This window comes from Neobacillus driksii, assembly GCF_013409995.1.
GTDB classification, from domain to species: Bacteria; Bacillota; Bacilli; order Bacillales; family Cytobacillaceae; genus Neobacillus; species Neobacillus driksii.
This window is the reverse complement of record NZ_JACCBX010000005.1, coordinates 350488-372995: the sequence shown is the minus strand read 5'-3', so window position 1 is coordinate 372995 and position 22508 is coordinate 350488. Positions and strand designations below refer to the sequence as shown.

At 42.8% G+C, this 22508-nt stretch carries 19 protein-coding genes; 15 read left to right on the top strand and 4 right to left on the bottom strand.

All coding sequences use genetic code 11. The features are described 5' to 3' along the window. The first annotated feature begins 91 nt into the window (after nt 1-91). Nucleotides 92-688, top strand: a complete 597-nt coding sequence (locus F4694_RS13695; RefSeq protein ID WP_179599062.1) for a site-2 protease family protein — start codon at nt 92-94, stop codon at nt 686-688. A 20-nt stretch (nt 689-708) separates the two neighbouring features. Next, the gene (locus F4694_RS13690; RefSeq protein ID WP_179598759.1) at nt 709-1221 is read left to right on the top strand and encodes a YwhD family protein; all 513 of its coding nucleotides are present in this window, start codon (nt 709-711) and stop codon (nt 1219-1221) included. 134 nt (nt 1222-1355) lie between these two features. On the opposite strand, the gene F4694_RS13685 is transcribed toward F4694_RS13690, so the two are convergent. After that, nucleotides 1356-3425, bottom strand: coding sequence for a transglycosylase domain-containing protein (locus F4694_RS13685; RefSeq protein ID WP_179598757.1), 2070 nt, complete (start codon nt 3423-3425; stop codon nt 1356-1358). Nucleotides 3426-3644: 219 nt separating this feature from the next. On the opposite strand from F4694_RS13685, the gene speE reads away from it, so the two are divergent. The 5 genes from speE to F4694_RS13660 all read left to right on the top strand — a co-directional run bounded on the left by speE (nt 3645) and on the right by F4694_RS13660 (nt 8107). Then, nucleotides 3645-4472 (top strand): spermidine synthase, encoded by an 828-nt coding sequence (gene speE, locus F4694_RS13680; protein WP_179598756.1) that lies wholly within the window; start codon nt 3645-3647, stop codon nt 4470-4472. A gap of 157 nt (nt 4473-4629) precedes the next feature. After that, complete coding sequence (gene speB / locus F4694_RS13675; protein ID WP_179598754.1) at nt 4630-5502, top strand: agmatinase; 873 nt, start codon at nt 4630-4632, stop codon at nt 5500-5502. Nucleotides 5503-5644: 142 nt separating this feature from the next. Next, nucleotides 5645-6064 (top strand): YwiB family protein, encoded by a 420-nt coding sequence (locus tag F4694_RS13670; protein WP_257029234.1) that lies wholly within the window; start codon nt 5645-5647, stop codon nt 6062-6064. Next, nucleotides 6061-7731, top strand: a complete 1671-nt coding sequence (gene argS, locus F4694_RS13665; protein ID WP_179598752.1) for an arginine--tRNA ligase — start codon at nt 6061-6063, stop codon at nt 7729-7731. Before F4694_RS13670 ends, argS begins: the two co-directional genes overlap by 4 nt. A gap of 196 nt (nt 7732-7927) precedes the next feature. Further along, entirely contained in the window at nt 7928-8107 is a 180-nt protein-coding gene (locus tag F4694_RS13660; RefSeq protein ID WP_179598750.1) for an H-type small acid-soluble spore protein, read from the top strand. Nucleotides 8108-8218: 111 nt separating this feature from the next. Here the strand turns inward: F4694_RS13660 and F4694_RS13655 are convergent, their stop codons facing one another. The 3 genes from F4694_RS13655 to cls form a co-directional block, all read right to left on the bottom strand. Then, entirely contained in the window at nt 8219-8347 is a 129-nt protein-coding gene (locus tag F4694_RS13655) for a DUF4023 family protein (RefSeq protein WP_082799618.1), read from the bottom strand. 66 nt (nt 8348-8413) lie between these two features. After that, on the bottom strand, nt 8414-9370 hold the full coding sequence (gene uvsE / locus F4694_RS13650) for a UV DNA damage repair endonuclease UvsE (protein WP_179598748.1): 957 nt from the start codon (nt 9368-9370) through the stop codon (nt 8414-8416). A 15-nt stretch (nt 9371-9385) separates the two neighbouring features. Then, nucleotides 9386-10588, bottom strand: coding sequence for a cardiolipin synthase (gene cls / locus F4694_RS13645; RefSeq protein WP_179598746.1), 1203 nt, complete (start codon nt 10586-10588; stop codon nt 9386-9388). A gap of 218 nt (nt 10589-10806) precedes the next feature. On the opposite strand from cls, the gene F4694_RS13640 reads away from it, so the two are divergent. From F4694_RS13640 to F4694_RS13605, 8 genes are all read left to right on the top strand, one after another. Beyond that, complete coding sequence (locus F4694_RS13640) at nt 10807-12906, top strand: (Fe-S)-binding protein (protein ID WP_179598744.1); 2100 nt, start codon at nt 10807-10809, stop codon at nt 12904-12906. 199 nt (nt 12907-13105) lie between these two features. Further along, nucleotides 13106-14293 carry an acetyl-CoA C-acetyltransferase gene (locus F4694_RS13635; protein ID WP_179598742.1) on the top strand — a complete coding sequence of 396 codons (1188 nt, stop codon included), beginning with the start codon at nt 13106-13108 and terminating at the stop codon, nt 14291-14293. Between the two features lie 179 nt (nt 14294-14472). Beyond that, nucleotides 14473-15324, top strand: a complete 852-nt coding sequence (locus F4694_RS13630; RefSeq protein ID WP_179598740.1) for a 3-hydroxybutyryl-CoA dehydrogenase — start codon at nt 14473-14475, stop codon at nt 15322-15324. A gap of 14 nt (nt 15325-15338) precedes the next feature. After that, entirely contained in the window at nt 15339-16469 is a 1131-nt protein-coding gene (locus F4694_RS13625) for an acyl-CoA dehydrogenase (protein ID WP_179598738.1), read from the top strand. A 218-nt stretch (nt 16470-16687) separates the two neighbouring features. After that, complete coding sequence (locus F4694_RS13620) at nt 16688-17827, top strand: acyl-CoA dehydrogenase (RefSeq protein ID WP_179598736.1); 1140 nt, start codon at nt 16688-16690, stop codon at nt 17825-17827. A 137-nt stretch (nt 17828-17964) separates the two neighbouring features. Beyond that, nucleotides 17965-18621, top strand: a complete 657-nt coding sequence (locus F4694_RS13615; RefSeq protein ID WP_179598734.1) for a TetR/AcrR family transcriptional regulator — start codon at nt 17965-17967, stop codon at nt 18619-18621. A 27-nt stretch (nt 18622-18648) separates the two neighbouring features. Further along, a complete protein-coding gene (gene icmF / locus F4694_RS13610) occupies nt 18649-21915 on the top strand; it encodes a fused isobutyryl-CoA mutase/GTPase IcmF (protein ID WP_179598732.1) in 3267 nt (1088 codons plus the stop codon). 144 nt (nt 21916-22059) lie between these two features. Continuing rightward, nucleotides 22060-22257: a hypothetical protein gene (locus F4694_RS13605; RefSeq protein ID WP_179598730.1), complete on the top strand. Its 198-nt coding sequence runs from the start codon at nt 22060-22062 to the stop codon at nt 22255-22257. Nucleotides 22258-22508 lie beyond the last annotated feature (251 nt).

Below are 22508 nucleotides of genomic sequence, written 5' to 3'. Positions count from 1 at the left end.
AAAGAGGGGAAATGGGGAAACTAATGTGGAAGAATTTGAAGGATTTCTTGCATATTCATTAAGGGAAATTCCCTATGTCGCGATTACATTAATGATTGCGTTTACGTTTCATGAATTTGCACATGCCTATGTGGCCTATAAGTTTGGAGATCATACAGCACAAAAGCAGGGACGTTTGACGTTGAATCCGCTGAAGCACCTTGATCCATTTGGTACAATTTTAATTTTTATTGCCGGATTCGGCTGGGCTCGTCCGGTGCCAGTTAACCGTTTTTTCTTTAAAAAACCGCGTCTAGCAGGTATATTAGTTTCTGTAGCTGGTCCTCTTAGTAATCTTGTTCTGGCAGCACTTGGTTTTTTTATCGCATTTGGATTAGCCCGGACACAATTAGCTGTAACTCTTCCAGGTATTTTTGAATTTTTTGAGATCTTTAACTGGCTTAATCTGGTGCTGTTTGTCTTTAACTTATTGCCGTTTCCACCATTGGATGGCTATCGAATCGTGGAGGATTTAGCTCCAAACCATATTCGGGCAAAAATGACTCAATACGAACAGTACGGCGTATTGCTCTTTTTAATTCTTGTCATTACTCCTCTTGGTAACTACACGATTGACCCAATTTTCCAATTTATTATTCCCGGGATATGGGAAGGTTTAAATAATTTCTTTTATAATTTGTTTTTTTAACATAGGAGGTTACTGAGTTAATGGAAGAAAATAAGAAAAAACCACTTGGCTTTAATATTATAAAACCCGACCCGACAGATGGACATAAAGGCTTTGGCAAGGGAGCGTTGAGCCTTGATAATGTTTCTCCGGTGATTATTGATGTCGAAGCCGGTGACGCGGTTATTGATGTTGGAGCGATGCATGCGCGCAGTGTGGTTGAAAAAGGAATTAAATTCCTTAAGACCAAGGAAGAGGTTCCCAACGCGAAACCGTACTGGCTGGTATGGGTGACAGTGGATAGGAAGCAAGAGGGTCCTTATTATGCTGGAGTGACTGCCTGTGAAATGACGGTGGATCGTGAAATCCGCCGTGGCTATAAATCACTTCCTGAGCACGTAAACAGGATGGATAAGTCATTGAAGCGTCATATTATCGTCGATCATATGGATGATAAATCGAAAAAAATCCTGTCTGATTTTCTCCATAATCACAATCAAGAAATGTGGAACAACTCAGCGGAAGAGTTAAAAAAAGGCTTAGCTGTCGAATAATAATTTTTTACAATAGCAATTTTTGACGAAAAGTTGTAAAATATATGCAGTGTGTAAACACTGTAAGACTAGGACAGGAAAAAGCTCTGGGGACAATACTCCAGAGCTTTTTCCATTTAATCCAGCTACAGCGCCTAGGCGCCCCAATTAAAAATTTTCTTATACCAAGGGTCCTTTGTTTCCTGTTTCTTTTCTATCGGTTTATCTTTTTTATGGTCTAGATGATCGGTACAGTATTCTGTCGGTTCGGTACCAGCGACAAAATAGGTAAAGCGGCGGACCGGGCAATTCTTTGATGCAAGCTTGCCGTTTTCCGGATTAACGTAAACACCTACAACTCCCTCTTTCGGCGGGGTAAATGCCTTGACTGGCTTACCTTCTAACGATTCCTCCATAAAGTTTACCCAGATCCTTTTGGCGTAGCTTTTTTCAGCGGTAAGGGTAATCGGCTTTCCAACATCATGACCAGCCCAAACTGCCGTAACCAGCTGCGGTGTATAACCAATCATCCAGCTGTCTGTTTCGGTAGAGCCAGATTTACCAGCATATGGCCGTGTGATCTCATCAATTAGGGAGTTACCCGTTACTTTCGCATATCCGTTTAGCTTTTTATCGAACATGCCAGTCATCATATGTGTCATGACAAAGGATTTAGCTGGGTCAAGTACCTTTTCGGGTTCATTGTTACTTTCAAAAATAACATCCCCATTATAATCTTCTACTCTTGTAATAAGTGTCGGGGTTACTTTTTTACCGCCATTGGCAAATAGACTGTAGGCATTTGCCATGTCAATGACCCGAACGCCAGAGGTACCAAGAGCCAGTGATGGAACCTTATCCATTTTTGTTGAGATACCAAACTTTTTAACATTTTTAATGAGTGTTTCAGCGCCCATAAATAAGTGTGTTTTAACAGCATAAATGTTATCAGACACGGCAAGGGCCTGAGCTAGTGTAATCTCTCCATCCGCATACTTATTATTAAAGTTATGCGGCGAGTATTCTGTTTTGCCATCATCCAACTTAAAGGTGGTTAGTTCACTTCTCATCGTAGAGGATGGCGTAAAACCTTGACTAAGCGCTGCGTAGTACAAGATTGGTTTTATCGTCGAGCCTGGTTGTCTAACTGCTTGAACGGCCCGATTAAACGGACTTTGTTCATAATTGCGACCGCCGACCATCGCTTTTACATAACCGTTTTTCGGGTCCATAGCGATGAAACCAATTTGGATTTCAGATTCACTTGCGATGGTTTCTTGAATTTGTTTTTCCGCCTCTTGCTGCTGTTTTAGGTCGAGTGTTGTATAGACTTTTAAACCGCCAAGAGCAATGGTGCGGTCGTCTAGTTTGAGTTGATTTTTTAAAGCATTTTTTACAGCATCTTGAAAATAAGGTGCTGCCTCCACTCGCCTATGTGGATGTTCACCCACAAATGTAAGGGGCGTTTCCTTTGCCTTTTGAGCCGTTTCTTTTTTAATATAGCCATTTTCTGCCATTGCGTTTAAAATAATTCCTTGTCGCTTTGTAGCATTTTCTAATGATTCCAGCGGCGAATAGTAACTCGGACCTTTAGGAACACCAGCTAACATTGCGCTTTCTGACAAGGATAGCTCAGAAGCATTTTTTCCATAATAAAATTGGCTGGCTGCTTGTACGCCATATGCACCATTACCGTAATAAATGGTGTTTAAATAGCCTTCGAGGATTTCTTCTTTCGAATAATACATTTCAATCCGAATTGCATAAAAAGCTTCATGCAATTTCCGTGACCATGTTTTGTCATGCTCAAGGAACAGATTTCGTGCGTATTGCTGGGTGATCGTGCTGGCGCCTTGTACCTTTGCCCCTGCCTTTATATCGGCAAGGATGGCACCAACAATTCGTTTATAGTCGAAGCCACTATGTTCATAAAAGTTTTTATCTTCAATGGAGACGGTGGCATTGATTAAATCTGGTGAGATTTCCTCAAGGGGAACCCAGTATCGCTTTTGACCGCTATTGCTCTCACCGATCAACGTCCCATCACTGGCAAAGAACAGAGTAGATTGCGGGACAGCTAACGGCGGTGCGCCAAGAATTTTGGCATAACCAAGAATCCCTAGAAAAACAAGCATCATGCAGCCGAAGCCTAGCAAACTAATGATAATAAAGGCACGCAAGTATTTTATTGTTTTTCGAAATCCATGATTCGTCATTACTTCCACAGCAATACCCTCCTTCGCCAATATGTAAAAATATCCATAGTTACAGTATTGAAAGAAGTGAGTGTTTTTAAACTAGTAAAAAGAAAATATTTCTAGAAAATTTGATAGATTATGCTAGACTTTTCTTTGTGTTTGTAATTCAATAGTTTGGGTACCATAAAAATGGAATGAATTCATAGTAATGAGGGTGTTACGATAATAAATCGGAGGATGATGAACATGGCAATTTGGTTTACAGAAAAGCAAACTGAAAACTTTGGCATCACCATGAAAATAAATAAAACTTTACATACCGAACAAACTGAATTCCAAAAGCTTGATATGGTGGAAACAGAAGAATGGGGCAATATGCTTCTATTAGATGACATGGTTATGACTTCTGTTAAAGATGAGTTCGTTTATCATGAAATGGTGGCACATGTTCCTTTGTTTACACATCCAAACCCAGAGAACGTTTTAGTCGTCGGCGGCGGCGATGGCGGCGTGATTCGCGAAGTTTTAAAGCACCCAAGTGTTAAAAAGGCAACGCTCGTTGATATCGATGGAAAGGTAATCGAGTATTCTAAAAAGTTTTTACCTGAGATCGCTGGGAAGCTGGATGACCCTCGTGTTGATGTCCGCGTCGATGACGGCTTTATGCATATCGCAAAAAGTCAGAATGAGTATGACGTGATTATGGTTGACTCGACTGAGCCGGTAGGCCCTGCAGTGAACTTATTTACAAAAGGATTCTACGCTGGGATTTCTAATGCCTTAAAAGAAGATGGTATTTTTGTAGCACAGTCCGATAACCCTTGGTTTAAAGCGGATTTGATCCGTAGCGTACAGCGTGATGTTCGCGAAATCTTTCCAATCACCCGTCTATATGTAGCAAACATCCCTACATACCCAAGCGGACTATGGGCGTTCACCATCGGATCCAAACAATACGACCCACTCGAAGTAAGCGAAGACCGCTTCCACGAAATCGAAACCAAATACTACACAAAAGAACTGCACAAAGCAGCATTTGTATTACCTAAGTTTGTGGGGGATTTATTGAAATAATTCGGTGCCTGTCACCGCCCGTGGACACTTTCCACCTGAGGCGGACAGTTAGTGACCGAAATTCATTGTAAAAGGGATTCTTGGTCACTCAGATGGTCTTAAGAGTGACCAAAAATCAAATCAAGATTTGTTAATACATAGAAGTGAGGGAAGTAACATGCGTTTTGATGAGACTTATTCTGGTAATGTGTTTATAAAGAGTCATCCGAGTTTTGAAGAGAGTCAGGTTGTACTTTACGGGATGCCGATGGACTGGACGGTCAGCTATCGTCCGGGGTCACGCTTTGGTCCCGCTCGAATTCGTGAGGTTTCGATTGGTTTAGAAGAATATAGCGCGTACCTAGATCGTGAACTGGAAGATGTGAAATATTTTGATGCCGGTGATATTCCACTTCCTTTTGGAAATGCGCAAAAGAGCTTGGATTTAATTGAGGACTTCGTCGATCAAGTTCTAGCGGCTGGAAAGTTTCCATTTGGTATGGGTGGCGAGCACTTAGTGTCTTGGCCAGTTATGAAGGCAGTTTATAAGAAATACCCTGATTTAGCGATCATTCATATGGACGCCCATACAGATCTTAGAGAAAACTATGAAGGTGAACCATTATCCCACTCCACGCCGATCCGCAAAATTGCGGAACATATCGGACCGAAAAATGTCTATTCCTTTGGGATTCGTTCCGGGATGAGGGAAGAATTCCAATGGGCGAAAGAAAACGGCATGCATATTTCAAAATTTGAAGTGCATCAGCCGTTAAAAGAGATACTTCCTGAGCTTGCTGGACGTCCTGTTTATGTAACGATTGATATCGATGTTTTGGACCCTGCGCATGCGCCTGGAACTGGTACAGTTGACGCTGGCGGAATTACATCAAAAGAGCTGCTTGCTTCTATTCATGAAATTGCCCGCTCTGGTGTAAATGTAGTTGGCTGTGACCTTGTTGAAGTGGCTCCAATTTACGACCCATCTGAGCAAACAGCAAACACTGCGAGTAAACTGATCCGTGAAATGCTTCTTGGCTGGGTGAAATAATTTGATATCAGTGCCTGTCCCAACCACGGGGCAGGCATGTTTTGAATTGTGGCTTTTATACAGGTATAATAGGAAAAGTGTGTTAACTAGAAATTTCAATGGACCTGCATAAGGTTCATTTTTAAAAAGGGTGTGCGTTTCATTGTCAATTCCTGAGGTACCTGTAAAAATTAACGTGAAAACCACAATTGATCACGATGAGACTTTTGAATTGATGGTATTTGGTACATACTTTGAAAAAGGAAATTGTGCTTATCTTCGTTATGAGGAAACGGTGGAAGAGGGAAGTGTCCGGACAATTGTGAAGATGGCACATAACGATGCCCTTATTTTACGCGGTGGTGCAATAAAAATGCGTTTGCCGTTTGAATTGAATCGTAAGTTAAATGGCAGTTATGAAATGCCATTTGGACAGTTTGCAACCGTGACAAAGGCAAAAAGAATAGATTATTCCTATGAAAATGGTAAAGGTCACTTTGGTGTGGTTTATGATTTTTCAATGGAAGGTGCTCCCACAAGTACATATCAGTTAGAAATAGCGTTTCAGGAGGAGAAGAAATGAACATAGTTGAACAGGTTCAAAGTCGTTTAAAAGAAGAAATTAGGGCTGCGGTGGTGAAGGCGAATCTTGCTACGGAAGAGCAGATTCCAGATGTGATTTTGGAGGTTCCAAAGGAGAAGGCGCACGGCGATTATTCAACCAACATGGCAATGCAGCTTGCTCGTGTAGCTAAGAAAGCGCCCCGAATGATTGCGGAAGCACTGATTGAAAATTTCGACCGCTCAAAGGCTTCCATTGAAAAAATTGAACTAGCGGGTCCAGGGTTCATCAATTTTTATATGAATAATGCGTACTTAACGGATTTAATTCCGACGGTTATAGAAGCTGGGGAAAAGTATGGAGAGACTACAGTTGGCGGGAATCAGAAGGTTCAAGTCGAGTTTGTTTCAGCCAACCCAACAGGAGACCTGCACCTTGGCCATGCACGTGGTGCTGCAGTTGGTGACTCGCTTTGCAATATTCTAGCAAAAGCTGGCTATGATGTTTCCCGTGAATACTATATTAATGACGCAGGTAATCAGATTAATAATCTGGCATTGTCTGTTGAGGCACGTTATTTTCAGGCACTTGGTCAAGAAAAGCCAATGCCGGAGGATGGCTACCATGGTGCCGATATCATTGGGATTGGGAAGTCGCTGGCGGAAGAGTTTGGCGATAAGTATGTGAATGTCGACGAGCAGGAGCGTTTTGAGTTCTTCCGTGAATACGGCTTGAAATACGAAATGGCGAAATTGCAAAAGGACTTAGAGGATTTCCGTGTTAAGTTTGATGTATGGTACTCAGAAACGTCTCTTTATAAAAATGGAAAAATTGATGAGGCATTAAAAGTGCTTCGTGAGCGCGGCTATATTTATGAAGAAGAGGGTGCAACATGGCTGCGTTCAACAGATTTCGGTGACGATAAAGACCGCGTGCTCATTAAGCAGGATGGTTCGTATACGTATTTGACACCAGACATCGCTTACCATAAGGACAAGCTAGACCGCGGCTTTGAAAAGCTGATCAATATTTGGGGTGCGGACCACCACGGATATATTCCGCGGATGAAGGCAGCAATTCAGTCCCTTGGCTATGCTGCAGATGCCCTCGAGGTCGAAATCATTCAACTTGTTCACCTTTATAAAAACGGCGAGAAGATGAAAATGAGTAAGCGTACCGGTAAGGCTGTAACCATGCGTGATTTGGTCGATGAGGTCGGCCTCGACGCCACTCGTTACTTCTTTGCAATGAGAAGTTCGGATACACATATGGACTTTGATTTGGATTTAGCTGTGTCAGAGTCAAATGAAAATCCTGTGTATTATGCACAATACGCTCATGCAAGAATTTGCAGCATTCTCCGCTCAGGCGAAGAGCAGGGGATTAAAGTTGATAAAAATGCTGACTTCTCCTTAATCGGTGCCGAAAAAGAAATTGAGTTATTGAAAAAGCTTGGAGAGTTCCCGCAGGCTGTAGGTGAGGCGGCATTGAAGCGAGTGCCACACCGTGTTACAAACTATATCATGGAACTAGCGTCAACCTTCCATAGCTTCTACAACGCAGAAAAAGTGCTCGACAGCGAGCAGCCGGAGCGCACTAAGGCGCGCCTCGCGTTAATTAAAACCGTTCAAATCACACTGCGCAATGCCCTTGCATTAATCGGTGTATCAGCACCTGAAAAAATGTAATGTTAAAGTGGCTCCTTTAGGGGGCCATTTTTGTTTTTACTGTCCGCCTGAGGTGGACACTGTCCACGAGCGGTGCCTGTCACCGAAAGGTCCTTTCGGTGACAGGCACCAAACTTAAAATTTTACCTTTATCAAGAATAATAACCTGTATATGGTAAATATTATAAAGGTACTTTTTAGATGAGGAGTGGCCCTGATGAATGTGGGAAGAGCGAAGGAAATTGCTGAGTCGATGGATATGATTAATGTTACGTATGAGGGAACGCCTGTGATTATTCAGCATGTGGATGATAATACGAAGATGGCGCGGGTTTATTCGAAGTCGGATCCGGAAAATGAAATAGAAGTTCCTGTTTTGAATCTAATCGAAGAGTAAAGAGTCTCCTGTGAAGGGAGACTCTTTTTCATCTATTTTTTGAATTAGATTACTGTCTAGCTCCAGAGCACAAGCGCCCTAGCGGCTGAACAGGGCACTTCCTCTTTCTTATTAAACACCTTGTGAATGCTTATGGTTTGGCAATTTGCTTTCGGGGTCGTTATTGCCATGCTTTTGATTTTTCTTTTGCTTCTTTTCATTCTCTGCTAATTTTTGAACGAATTGACTGGTGCTTTCCATCGACGATCCCTCCTTATGTGAATCTGTTGTTACTTTAACCATTCCCGCATGAAAAAATGCTGGGAGTTATTTCACCTCAATGGTGGCCCCGCTGATTCGTTTAAAGCCTCGAACCTTGCTAATATCCTCGACTAATTTCAATGTTGCCTGATCTTTCGCCTTCGCCTCAATCATGAAATCCACATCTTGTCCGATTTCCTTTAGCATTTTTATAAATGGCATAATAAATTCAAGGTCAACAAAATCTGCGTGTGACCTAAATTCTTTTTCGCCCTTTGGCGAGGAAATATGGATTTTTGGTAATAAGTCAACATGACCCCAAGTTTTAAAAATCCTCGGCAGTAATTCCTCCAGCGGCGGCTCGCAAAGGTTCGCCATGTGGTGATGATAATCAAACACAAAGGGGATGGTTTCTTTTTCGCAGGCAATTAAGGTTTCCTCTGAATTATAAGTTTTGTCATCATTCTCCAAGGTCATCGCACGTTTAATATGCGCCGGAAGCTTTTTTAGATTCTCATGAAAGCGGACGATCGTTTCTACCTTATCACCATAGGCTCCGCCGATATGAATATTCATCATGCCTCGATCCTCTACACCCATAGCTTCAAACATTCGATAATGATACTCCATATCGATCACCGCATTATCGGTTATTTTTGGCTGCGGAGAGGTAAATAACGTGTATTGATTCGGATGAAAGCTAACGCGCAAATGATTCTTTTTGATCAGCTGACCAATTTCCTTCCACTGTCTCTTAAAGGGTGTAACAAAATCCCATAGGACGTCTGGATGGGTAGCTAACGGTACAATCGAACTCGAAAGCCGGTACAATTCAATTTCATGGGCGAGATTGAAATAGAACATCCGGAGAGTGTGGGCTAAATTAAGTCTTGTCAGCTCAAGTAATTTAGTTTTACGCTCTTTTTCAGATAACTGCTGGTAGCGTGTAAACGTAAGTGTCTTCGATGGAGAAGCATCCCACAAGGTAATAGCTGTTGAAACATAGCCGAAACGAATCTTCATCGCAATCACTCCTTACTATAAAAAGAATGAAATAGCCCCGGCAATGACTTCCTTTACGGATCTGTAAAAATTTTTTTTATTGAGGTCCTCCAGCTTCACGGGTTTTGAATCAAGAACATCCTTATGGAGGACATCCCTAAACCGATTCACAAAGGCAGGGTCAAAAAAATAACAATTAATTTCTTTGTTTAAAAACAAACTTCTTTTATCAAAATTTGCCGTACCGATATCACAAAGATCATCGTCGATGATGATTGATTTTGCATGGTAAAAACCATTCTTATACTGAAAAGCCTGTGCTCCTGCTTCCAACATCAAACGTAAATATCGGTATGAAGCTTCTTGTACAAGCATATGATCCGTTATAAAAGGCACAACGATGGTAATCTTAATGCCGCGCTTTGCCGCACGAAGCAGTTCCTGAATGAGTTTTTTGCTTGGAATAAAATACGGAGTACCAATGGTAATCGACTTTTTTGCGTTTTGAATTAAGTAGAAATACTTATCTTCAAGGCGACCTGCCTCTGTCGGAACCAATTGATGTGGTATCGTCCCTTTGGGCTGCTCAGGAGCATAACGAGAATCTACAATCACATGATCAGAAGCGTACTCATTCCAATCAACAAAAAACTCACGCTGCAGGTACGGCACACTTTCACCAGTAATCTTTAAATGGTAATCACGCCAGGGACTCAGCTTCGGATCTTGATCGATATATTCTTTACCAACATTAAAGCCGCCAAGATAACCAATTTTGCCATCAATAATGGAAATCTTACGGTGGTTTCGCACCTGGGAGGAATAGAAAAGGAATGGAAGCCGTAATCGATTGCTAAAGGCAAATTGAACACCTGCATCACGCAATTCTTTTATTACCGGCTTTTTCACCTGATAACTGCCAACCCGGTCGACCAGCAGTCTAACTTCGACGCCTTCCTTTGCTTTTGCTTTTAAAATATCAAAAAACTGTTGGCCGAATTCATCATCCCTTACGATATAAAAAAGGATGTGTATATGCTTACGGGCCATTTTTAATTCATAAAAGTAATCAGCAAAGAGTCCTTTTCCATGTGGAAAAATATCGAAATCTCCATGCAGAATCGGCGTTTCCCGTTTACTGAAAAGTGAACGATGCTTTTTTCTTCCTAAGGTAAGATCGAGGTAAAACCATACAATGATAAGAAGTATAAGAGCGATGACAATGGATGGTAAATTCATTCAGTATCGTTCCTCCAATCATTTCTTTTAGGTTTGCCAAACAGAGTCTATAGTATGAATTTCAATAAATGTCGAAATGATTTTAGCTAAAAAACATTTGACTGAATGCTCATTCATTATATAATGGTGATAATAGAAGTCAGAAAATTTTATTGTTTTGAAATTTTCTACTAAAAACAAACAATTGGGATTAAGAAAAAACAAAGGGGGCGTATTGAATGAATGGGCTTTTATGGGTGAACCTCATTGCATTCCTTGCTGTAACCGCTTACGCAGTCTGTCTGTTCGTTTACGTGGTTAAAACGAGGATTGAATTCATTAAGCTGGGGAAAAAGGTTGAGTTTGACAACAAAGTCAAAGAACGAATGCAAAAAATCTGGGTCAACGTTTTTGGTCAGAAGAAGTTATTAAAGGACAAAAAAAGCGGCATCATGCACGTGATGTTCTTTTATGGCTTTATTCTTGTCCAATTTGGTGCGATTGATTTCATTTGGAAGGGATTAGTACCAGGCTCTCATTTACCGCTGGGGCCGCTGTATGCGGGGTTTACCTTTTTCCAGGAAATCGTGACATTGATGATTCTAGTTGCGGTTATTTGGGCTTTTTACCGCCGTTATGTGGAAAAGCTAGTCCGCTTGAAGCGGAATTTTAAATCCGGACTTGTGTTGATTTTTATCGGCGGTTTAATGCTGTCAGTTCTAGTAGGAAATGGTATGGGTATTATCTGGCACGGCCACGAGGCCACTTGGACAGAGCCAATTGCATCGTTAATTGCGCTTATTTTTTCAGGTATTGGTGAAACCGCTTCAATTGTCATTTTTTATGTGGCATGGTGGGTGCACTTATTATTCCTATTAACTTTCCTTGTGTATGTGCCGCAGTCCAAACACGCACACTTAATTGCCGGACCGGCAAATGTATATTTTAACCGTTTAGAAAAACCAGGTAAGTTGAAGAAGGTTGATTTTGAGGACGAGTCACAAGAATCTTTCGGTGTTGGAAAAATTGAGGATTTTACTCAGCATCAAATGATCGATTTTTACGCTTGTGTAGAATGTGGACGCTGTACCAATATGTGTCCAGCAACAGGTACAGGAAAAATGCTGTCACCAATGGACTTAATTGTGAAAATGCGTGATCATCTAACGAATCATGGTGCGGCCGTGACATCTAAACAGCCGTGGGTGCCAACCTTTGCGTTTGGCAACACACGGGGTAACCAAATCGCACTTGCTGCAAGTGGCCAAGGTGCACAAGAATCAGCAGCAACACTTGCATATAATCCAAGCTTGATTGGTGATGTCATTACCGAAGAGGAAATCTGGGCTTGTACGACTTGCCGTAACTGTGAGGATCAATGTCCAGTTATGAACGAACACGTGGATAAAATTATTGACCTTCGCCGTTATCTTGTTTTAACAGAAGGAAAGTTAGACGCAGATGCTCAGCGCGCAATGACAAACATCGAACGTCAAGGCAATCCGTGGGGCTTAAACCGTAAAGAGCGTGAAAGCTGGCGTGAAGTTCGCGAGGATGTTGAAATCCCTACTGTAAAAGAAATGAACAAAAAAGGCGAAGAGTTCGAATACTTATTCTGGGTTGGTTCAATGGGATCCTACGATAACCGCAGCCAGAAAATTGCTCTTTCTTTTGCAAAGCTTTTAAATGAAGCAGGCGTCAAGTTTGCGATTTTAGGAAACAAAGAGAAAAACTCTGGTGACACACCGCGCCGTCTCGGCAATGAGTTCTTGTTCCAGGAGCTTGCGACAAAGAATATTGAAGAATTTGAAAAGGCTGAAGTTAAGAAAATCGTTACGATTGACCCGCATGCCTACAATATTTTCAAAAATGAATACCCTGACTTTGGTTTAGAGGCAGAGGTTTATCATCATACAGAGGTACTTTATCAGTTAGTTCGTGATGGAAAGCTTGTACCTAAACATGCTGTCAATGAAAAAATTACCTTCCATGACTCTTGTTACTTAGGTCGTTACAATGATGTGTACGATCCACCGCGCGAGATTCTAAAGTCTATCCCAGGTGTGCAGCTGGTGGAAATGGAACGAAACAGAGAAACGGGAATGTGCTGTGGTGCTGGCGGCGGCTTAATGTGGATGGAGGAAGAAACTGGACACCGCATTAACGTAGCGAGAACCGAGCAGGCACTTGCTGTAAATCCATCTGTTATCAGTTCTGGATGTCCTTACTGTTTAACCATGCTATCTGACGGAACAAAGGCAAAAGAGGTAGAAGAAAAGATTTCAACCTATGATGTGGCAGAACTACTTGAAAAGGCAGTTTGTGGGGAAGTAGCTTAATATTCCGAGCAGAAGTTGTTTTAAGATACCTGAATTCATAAAATCTTAGGAATTTTGTGTAAAATATTTCAACTTCTGCTCTTTTTTATGTAAAATAGATAACGGGTAATAAAACGCTTACATTTTGGATTTTTTTTAAACAGAAATCGAGCGAGCGTTCAGTCAATTAAAGGATTAAAGAATAGGGAGAGTGCTTTGAATGGGGAAAACAGTTATTTTGAGCGGGGTTAGAACACCATTTGGAAAATTTGGCGGAGCGCTAAGCAGTTTGACTGCTTCACAGTTGGGCGGTATTGCGGTAAAAGAAGCAATCGCTCGTGCTGGAGTAAATCCTGAGCATGTGCAGGAAGTGATTTTAGGTACAGTTTTACAAGGCGGTCAGGGACAAATTCCTTCACGCCAGGCAGCAAGGGAGGCTGGACTTTCTTGGGAAGTCAAAACAGAAACAATCAATAAAGTTTGCGCTTCGGGAATGCGAAGTGTCACGTTAGCCGATCAGATCATCCGTGCTGGCGATGAAGAGTTAATTGTTGCAGGCGGCATGGAATCTATGAGTAATGCTCCATATATTTTACCAAAGGCACGCTGGGGCTTGAAAATGGGCGATTCATCGGTGAAGGATTTAATGATTCATGACGGCTTAAGCTGCAGCTTCACAGGGGTTCATATGGGTACCTACGGAAATTCAACCGCAAAAGAAATGGAAATCAGCCGCGAAGCGCAGGATGAGTGGGCATTAAGAAGTCATGAGCGGGCGATTGCCGCAATGGAAGGCGGAATTTTTGCAGAAGAAATCGTGCCTGTCACTGTCCCGCAGCGTAAGGGTGCGCCGGTTGTCATCGAGCATGATGAATCACCACGAAAAGACACCTCTATCGAAAGACTTTCAAAATTAGCACCTGTTTTTAATTCAGACGGAACCATCACAGCAGGGAATGCACCTGGAATTAATGACGGTGCGGCGGCCCTCGTTTTAATGAGTGAAGAAAGAGCCTTACGCGAAGGCAAAAAGCCCGAAGCTGTTATCCTAGGTCATGCAGCGGTAGCGGTTGAAGCAAAGGACTTCCCTCAAACACCAGGACTTGTCATCAACAGCTTATTGAAAAAGACCGGAAAAACAGTAGAAGAAATTGACTTATTTGAAATCAATGAAGCCTTTGCGGCTGTTGTGTTAGCAAGTGAAAAAATTGCCGGTCTTGATCCAGAAAAGATCAATGTCAATGGCGGTGCAGTTGCATTAGGTCATCCAATCGGTGCTAGTGGTGCCCGGATTATTATCACGTTAATGCATGAATTGAAACGCCGTGGAGGCGGAATTGGGATCGCAGCAATTTGCAGCGGCGGCGGTCAGGGTGATGCGGTGATGATTGAGGTTCCAAGAGGGTAATTAGTTTCCAGATAATGTCTAATTGTACAAAATAGGAGAAAAAGTGTTCAAAGCTCCAAGAAAAATGTACAAAAACATAGAAAATTTGTACAAAACATCGAAAAAAATGTACAAAACGCAAATAATCTAAAAACCCACTAGGGATTATTTTTAAAAAAAGGGCAATTGGAGGGGAAGTTATGAAGGTTGAAAAGGTAATGGTAATCGGAGCTGGTCAAATGGGGTCCGGGATTGCTCAGGTTTGTGCTCAGGCAGGCTACACGGTGTATCTGAATGATTTAAAGCCGGAATTCGTGGAGCGCGGATTAGGTGTAATCGGCAAAAATTTATCGCGCAATGTAGATAAAGGCCGAATGACAGAGGAGCAAAAACAAGAGGTTCTTAAATCTATTACAGCTTCGACCGATCTGAATGATGCCCGTGCGGTCGACCTCGTGATTGAAGCAGCGGTTGAAAATATGGAAATCAAAACGAAAATCTTCGCGCAGTTAGATGAAATTGCGCCAGCACATGCGATTTTGGCTAGCAATACTTCATCCCTGCCCATCACAGAAATTGCGGCAGCGACGAAACGTCCGGAACAGGTAATTGGTATGCATTTTATGAATCCAGTTCCAGTTATGAAGTTAGTGGAAATCATTCGCGGCTTAGCAACTGCAGATGAGGTTTACCAAGTGATTGAGGATATGACCAAAACGCTCGGCAAGGTTCCCGTTGAAGTAAATGACTTCCCTGGATTTGTTTCCAACCGAATTCTCATGCCGATGATTAATGAAGCGATTTATACGCTGTATGAAGGTGTGGCCACGAAAGAAGCCATTGATGAAGTCATGAAGCTGGGGATGAACCACCCGATGGGACCGCTGACGTTAGCTGATTTTATCGGACTTGATACCTGCCTTTATATTATGGAGACCCTGCATGAAGGCTTTGGAGATACAAAATACCGTCCATGCCCGCTGTTGCGTAAGTATGTGAAAGCTGGCTGGCTTGGAAAGAAATCTGGTCGAGGCTTCTACACATACGAATAGTTGGGAGTGTTACTATGAATCTTAGATTCTCAGAAGAGCAGGAAATGATGCGCAAAATGGTTCGCGATTTTGCTGAAAAGGAAATTGCCCCGTTTGTGGAGCGGATGGAAAATGGCGAATTTCCCCGTGAAATTCTTCGTAAAATGGGTGAACTTGGTTTGATGGGGATTCCCGTTCCTGAAATATACGGCGGTGCAGAGATGGATTTTGTCTCTTATATCATCGCAATTAACGAGATTTCCCGGGTCAGCGCGACCGTAGGCGTCATCCTTTCTGTTCATACATCGGTTGGAACGAATCCAATCTTGTATTTTGGCTCCGATGAACAAAAGCAACGTTTTTTGCCTAAATTGGCTTCAGGAGAGTATTTGGCGGCGTTTTGCTTAACGGAGGCGGGGTCAGGATCGGATGCCAAAAGTATGAAATCTCGTGCGGTAAAAAAGGATGACCATTATCTGATCAACGGCTCGAAGATGTTTATCACCAATGGCGGCGAAGCGGATGTTTATATCGTATTTGCTTCCACCAATCCTGAATTAGGCAGCAAAGGAATTTCGGCGTTTATTGTGGAAAAAAATTCACCTGGCCTTGTGATTGGCAAGGATGAACATAAGATGGGACTTCATGGCTCAAGAACGGTACAGCTTACTTTTGAAGATATGATTGTACCTGCTTCGAACCTTTTAGGTCAGGAAGGCGAAGGGTTTAAAATAGCGATGGCTAACCTGGATGTCGGACGAATCGGGATCGCCGCACAGGCGTTAGGGATTGCAGAAGCAGCACTTGATGCGGCGGTAGAGTATGCAAAAGAACGTCAACAATTTGGAAAGCCCATTGCGGCGCAGCAAGGAATTGGTTTTAAATTGGCCGATATGGCGACGAATGTAGAAGCGGCTAGGCTGTTACTCTATCGTGCAGCGGATTTACGTGGTCAGGGATTGAAGTGCGGATTGGAAGCGTCGATTGCAAAGTTATTTGCGTCAAAAACAGCTGTTGAGACTGCCACCGAAGCAATTCAAGTGTTTGGCGGATATGGCTATACAGAGGACTATCCCGTCGAGCGTTACTTTCGGGATGCAAAGGTGACCGAGATTTATGAGGGAACCAGTGAGATACAGCGGATTGTGATTAGTAAATATCTATAATTTGTAGATAAGGTACGATTTGTGTAGATATACTTGAGATTTGTGTAGATATCGCGTTGGATTGTGTAGATATATTTGGGATTTGTGTAGATATCGGACTGGATTGTGTAGATAACCAAGCTAATTGTAGGAACTGTACGGTTTTTGAAGAAGCTGTATGGTTCTTTGTAGAAACTGTACGGTTCTGGAGAGTAGTTACCCTAAGGAGGACATATAAAATGAATTTTCGCTTATCGGAAGAGCATGAAATGATTCGGAAAATGGTGCGCGATTTTGCTAGAAATGAAGTGGCTCCAACAGCGGCTGAGCGTGATGAGGAAGAGCGTTTTGACCGTGAGATTTTTGACAAAATGGCGGAGCTTGGCTTAACGGGGATTCCTTGGCCGGAGAAGTACGGCGGAATCGGCAGCGATTACCTTGCGTATTGTATTGCAGTTGAAGAGCTCTCACGAGTTTGCGCGTCAACAGGCGTGACATTATCCGCACACACTTCATTAGCAGGCTGGCCGATCTATAAATTCGGTTCCGAAGAACAAAAACAACAATATCTTCGACCGATGGCAGAAGGCTCCAAAATTGGGGCATACGGGTTAACAGAACCAGGCAGCGGTTCAGACGCGGGCGGAATGAGAACAACTGCAAGACGTGAAGGCGACCATTACGTCCTCAATGGTTCGAAAATTTTCATCACGAATGGTGGAGTAGCTGATATTTACGTGGTTTTCGCCTTAACAGATCCATCCAGCAAACAAAAAGGAACCACAGCATTCATCGTTGAAAGTGACACACCAGGATTCTCAGTAGGGAAAAAAGAAAAGAAACTCGGCATTCGTTCGTCACCAACAACGGAAATTATTTTTGAAGATTGTAAGGTGCCTGTCACCAACCGATTAGGTGAAGAGGGCGAAGGCTTCAAAATTGCGATGATGACGCTTGATGGCGGCCGTAACGGGATCGCTGCCCAGGCGGTTGGAATTGCCCAGGGTGCGCTTGACGCTGCCGTCGATTATTCAAAAGAGCGCCAGCAGTTTGGAAAACCAATTGCGGCGAACCAAGGAATTGCTTTCAAGCTTGCCGATATGGCGACAAACATTGAAGCAGCAAGACTATTAACCTATCAAGCTGCATGGCTGGAGTCGCAGGGTCTGCCGTACGGCAAGGAATCTGCGATGTCAAAATTATTTGCGGGCGATACAGCGATGAAGGTGACGACAGAAGCGGTACAGGTATTTGGCGGGTATGGTTATACCAAGGATTATCCTGTAGAGAGATTCATGCGTGACGCAAAAATCACACAGATTTACGAGGGAACACAAGAAATCCAGCGCCTTGTTATCTCGAGAATGATTACTAAGTAAATAGAAAAGCGGAAGCGCCTTGCCCAGGGGGTGAGTCTAGGCGAGCTCGCGAGAAGGTTGTTCTTTAACCTTCTTGACGGATTGACTTAGACCTGAGAGCCCCTAGGCGCTGGAGCTAGCAAGAGGTGGTAGCGGGGATGAAAAAGCGGGAAGTACAGGCTTCAGTGAAAGATGAACGCCTTGTACAAAGAAGACGGGATCAGATGATCAAAGGGGCGGTTTCACTTTTTAAAGAAAAAGGGTTCCACCGGACGACGACAAGGGAAATTGCGAAGGCTGCAGGTTTTAGCATTGGGACCTTATATGAATATATTCGGACGAAGGAAGATGTCCTTTACTTGGTTTGTGATAGTATTTATGACCATGTAAGCGAGCGGCTTCAGGAGGACCTTGAGCATAAACAGGGCACACTGGAGAGTCTGAAGCATGGGATTGCCAATTATTTTCGGGTTATTGATGAAATGCAGGAGGAGATCTTGGTCATGTATCAAGAGACCAAATCACTTAACAAGGAAGCCCTTCCATATGTGTTGAAAAAGGAAATTGAAATGGCAGATATGTTCGAAAAACTGATAACGTTATGCGTGGAAAATGGGGAATTGAACTTAACTGAAAAACAAATCAAAATCCTTTCTCACACGATTATCGTTGAAGGACAAATGTGGAGCTTCCGACGTTGGACGCTGCAGAAATTATTTACCTTAGAAGAATACATTGAAATGCAAACCGAGTATTTATTTTCAGGGATAAACGGGGTAAGTCAGGCACTGCAAAAAGGGATAATCACCAAGTGAATTTTTTAGAAACAAAGGGGGAGACAAATGAGTAAGACGGAGGTTTATCAGCCGAAGCATCATATTCGTTTTGTTACGGCGTCTAGTTTGTTTGATGGGCACGACGCTTCGATTAATATTATGAGAAGAATTCTGCAGGCGAGCGGGGCCGAGGTCATCCATCTTGGCCATAACCGTTCGGTTGAAGAGGTCGTTAACGCGGCGATTCAAGAGGATGCACAGGGGATTGCAATTTCTTCTTATCAGGGCGGTCATGTGGAATATTTTAAATATATGTACGATTTGCTAAAGGAAAAAGGCGCGCCGAACATCCGTATTTACGGCGGTGGCGGCGGTGTTATTATCCCACGTGAGATTAAGGAGCTTCATGATTATGGGATTGCCTGGATATTCTCACCTGAGGATGGCCGGACGATGGGACTTCAGGGAATGATTAACCGAATGCTGGAGGAATGCGATTTCCCTACGGTTACCGCCGATCATACCGAGCATATTGAAAAACTGCCGAGTGGCGATGTTAATGCAATTTCAAAATTGATTACCCTTGCCGAGCTTCATGTGGACAGCAACCGGGAAGCCGCAGCTGCAGCGGAAAGCCTCCTTGAAAAGGTAAAAACGTTGACAAAAGAGATTCCTGTGATCGGAATCACGGGTACAGGTGGTGCGGGTAAAAGTTCATTAACCGATGAATTGATTCGTCGTTTTATCAATGAATTGCCTGATAAAAAAGTCGCGATTCTATCAGTCGACCCGACGAAGCAGAAAACAGGCGGTGCTCTTTTAGGCGACCGGATTCGGATGAATGCTATCTTCAATCCAAATGTTTATATGCGAAGCCTGGCGACTCGTTCATCAAAATCGGAACTATCGCTTGCGATTAAAGATGCCGTTTCGGTAGTGAAGGCAGCCGGCTTTGACCTTGTGATTGTCGAAACGAGCGGTATCGGCCAGGGCGATGCAGAGATTACGGAAATCTGTGATGTCTCCCTGTACATCATGACCAGTGAATTTGGCGCACCTTCACAGCTTGAAAAAATTGATATGATTGACTTTGCTGACCTCATTGTCATTAATAAATTTGAGCGCAAGGGCTCTGAGGATGCACTTCGGCAGGTGCAAAAGCAATATCAGCGCAGTCACATGTTGTTTGAAAAAGACACAAGTGAAATGCCTGTATATGGTACAATTGCGAGCCAATTTAATGATCTAGGCACCAATGCACTTTTTGCAGCGTTAATTGAAAAAGTAAATGAAAAAATGGGTACGAATTGGGTTACATCTTTTACAAAAAATGCATTAGTCGAAAAGCAAAATGTGATTATTCCAACCGACCGTCGCTATTATCTCCGGGAAATATCGGATACAGTGCGCCGCTATCATCAAAAGGCTGAAGAGCAGGCAAATATTGCCCGGAAATTATTTCAGCTTGAAGGTGCAATTGCTGCCGTCAAAGAAACAGATGCAGACGCTGAAGTTCTTGCTTCCTTAGAGGCTATTAAACAGGCAACAGAAGAGAAATTAACACCAGAGTCGAAAAAGATACTCGACGGCTGGGAGAAAACAAAGGCGGCATATAAAGCTGATCAATTTGTAACGAGAATTCGTGACAAAGAAATCATTACTGTCTTAAAAACAAAGAGCCTTTCGGGCATCGATATTCCGAAGGTGGTTTTACCGCGATATAAAGATTACGGTGAAATCCTCCGCTGGGTGTATCGCGAGAATGTCCCAGGTTCCTATCCGTTTACAGCAGGGGTGTTCCCGTTTAAACGTGAGGGAGAAGATCCGAAACGTCAGTTCGCCGGAGAAGGAACGCCGGAGAGAACGAATCGCCGCTTCCACTATCTTTCAAAAGATGATACAGCGAAACGTCTGAGTACGGCATTTGACTCGGTGACATTGTATGGAGAGGACCCGGATTATCGTCCGGACATTTTTGGAAAGATCGGCGAGAGCGGTGTGAATGTTTGTACGCTGGATGATATGAAAAAGCTTTATGATGGCTTTGACCTCTGTCACCCATCAACATCGGTATCGATGACGATTAATGGGCCTGCGCCGATTATTTTAGCGATGTTCATGAATACGGCGATTGATCAGCAGGTGAAGAAAAAAGAGACTGAGCTCGGCCGTGTGCTGACAGTTGAGGAATTTGCCCAAGTGAAGGCTTATACGTTAAAAACTGTCCGTGGTACAGTGCAGGCAGATATTTTAAAAGAAGACCAAGGACAAAACACATGTATTTTTTCAACTGAGTTTGCCTTACGAATGATGGGCGATATTCAACAATATTTTATCGACCAGCAGGTGCGTAACTATTATTCTGTTTCAATTTCTGGCTATCATATAGCTGAGGCGGGGGCGAATCCCATTTCGCAGCTGGCGTTTACGCTATCAAACGGCTTTACCTATGTCGAGTATTATTTAAGCCGAGGGATGAAAATTGATGATTTTGCACCAAACTTATCGTTCTTCTTTTCCAATGGCTTGGATCCGGAATATACGGTAATAGGGCGGGTGGCGCGTCGTATTTGGGCAACGGTAATGCGTGATAAATATGGTGCCGCTGAGCGCAGTCAAAAGCTGAAGTACCATGTTCAAACATCAGGCCGTTCGCTGCACGCGCAAGAGATTGACTTTAATGATATTCGTACGACGTTGCAGGCATTGATGGCGTTACACGATAACTGTAACTCTCTTCATACCAATGCGTATGACGAGGCAATTACAACACCAACAGAAGAATCCGTTCGCCGTGCGATGGCGATTCAAATGATTATTACAAAAGAACACGGCTTAACAAAAAATGAAAATCCACTTCAGGGTTCCTTTATTGTTGAAGAGCTTACGGACCTTGTAGAGGAAGCTGTGCTTCAAGAATTTGAACGCTTAAACGACCGCGGCGGTGTTCTCGGTTCCATGGAAACGCAGTATCAACGCGGAAAAATTCAAGACGAATCGATGTACTATGAAATGAAAAAGCATACAGGCGAGCTGCCGATTATCGGCGTGAACACGTATCTAAATCCAAATCCTCCTTCAGAAGAAGACATCGACAGCATGGAGCTGGCACGCGCGTCCTATGAGGAAAAAGAATTACAAATTACCAATTTACGTGCCTTCCAGCATGCACATGAACAAGAAACCTCAAAAGCTCTAGAGCGCTTAAAGGCAGCAGCAGTAAACAACGAAAACATTTTCGCCGCACTAATGGAAACCGTAAAAGTAGCCAGCCTCGGCCAAATCACAAAAGCACTATACGAAGTCGGCGGCCAATATAGAAGAAATATGTAAGTTATTACAATGGCTTAATAAGCAGCAGCTTGTAAGCCATTGTTTTTTATGTAAAAATTAATTTTTCTACAAGTACTAATATTGCCTATTTTTCTTATATAATAGATGAGCAAACATCAATGATTCCCGGGGCAGGTGTTGACCATGAAGATAAACTATACGTTTTTGTTTTTAATCATTTCGGCATGGCCATTATACTATCTCTATCAACACCAATTAGGTGCAATTTCCTTTCTAGTATTAGCTATCTTCTTCTTTTTAAAGGCTATGAAAGAGTTGAAAATGATAAAAAAAGAGGAAAAACCTGATGATAACCAGCCTAAACGGGAAAAAATCAAGTAAAACAGTAGATAGAACTAGCATAAACGGGAGAATATTGTTTATAATGAAGAATATGTCAAAAATAGAAAAGCGTAAGCGCCTTGCCCAGGGGCGTGAGTCTAGACGAGCCGGCGAGAAGGTTGTTCTTTAACCTTCTTGACGGATTGGCTTAGACCTGAGAGCCCCTAGGCGCTGCAGCTAGACATAAGCACTCTGGTGCTAATATTTTTGCCCGTTATCACTCATTTTAGAGAGTGTTAAATAGAGAAAGG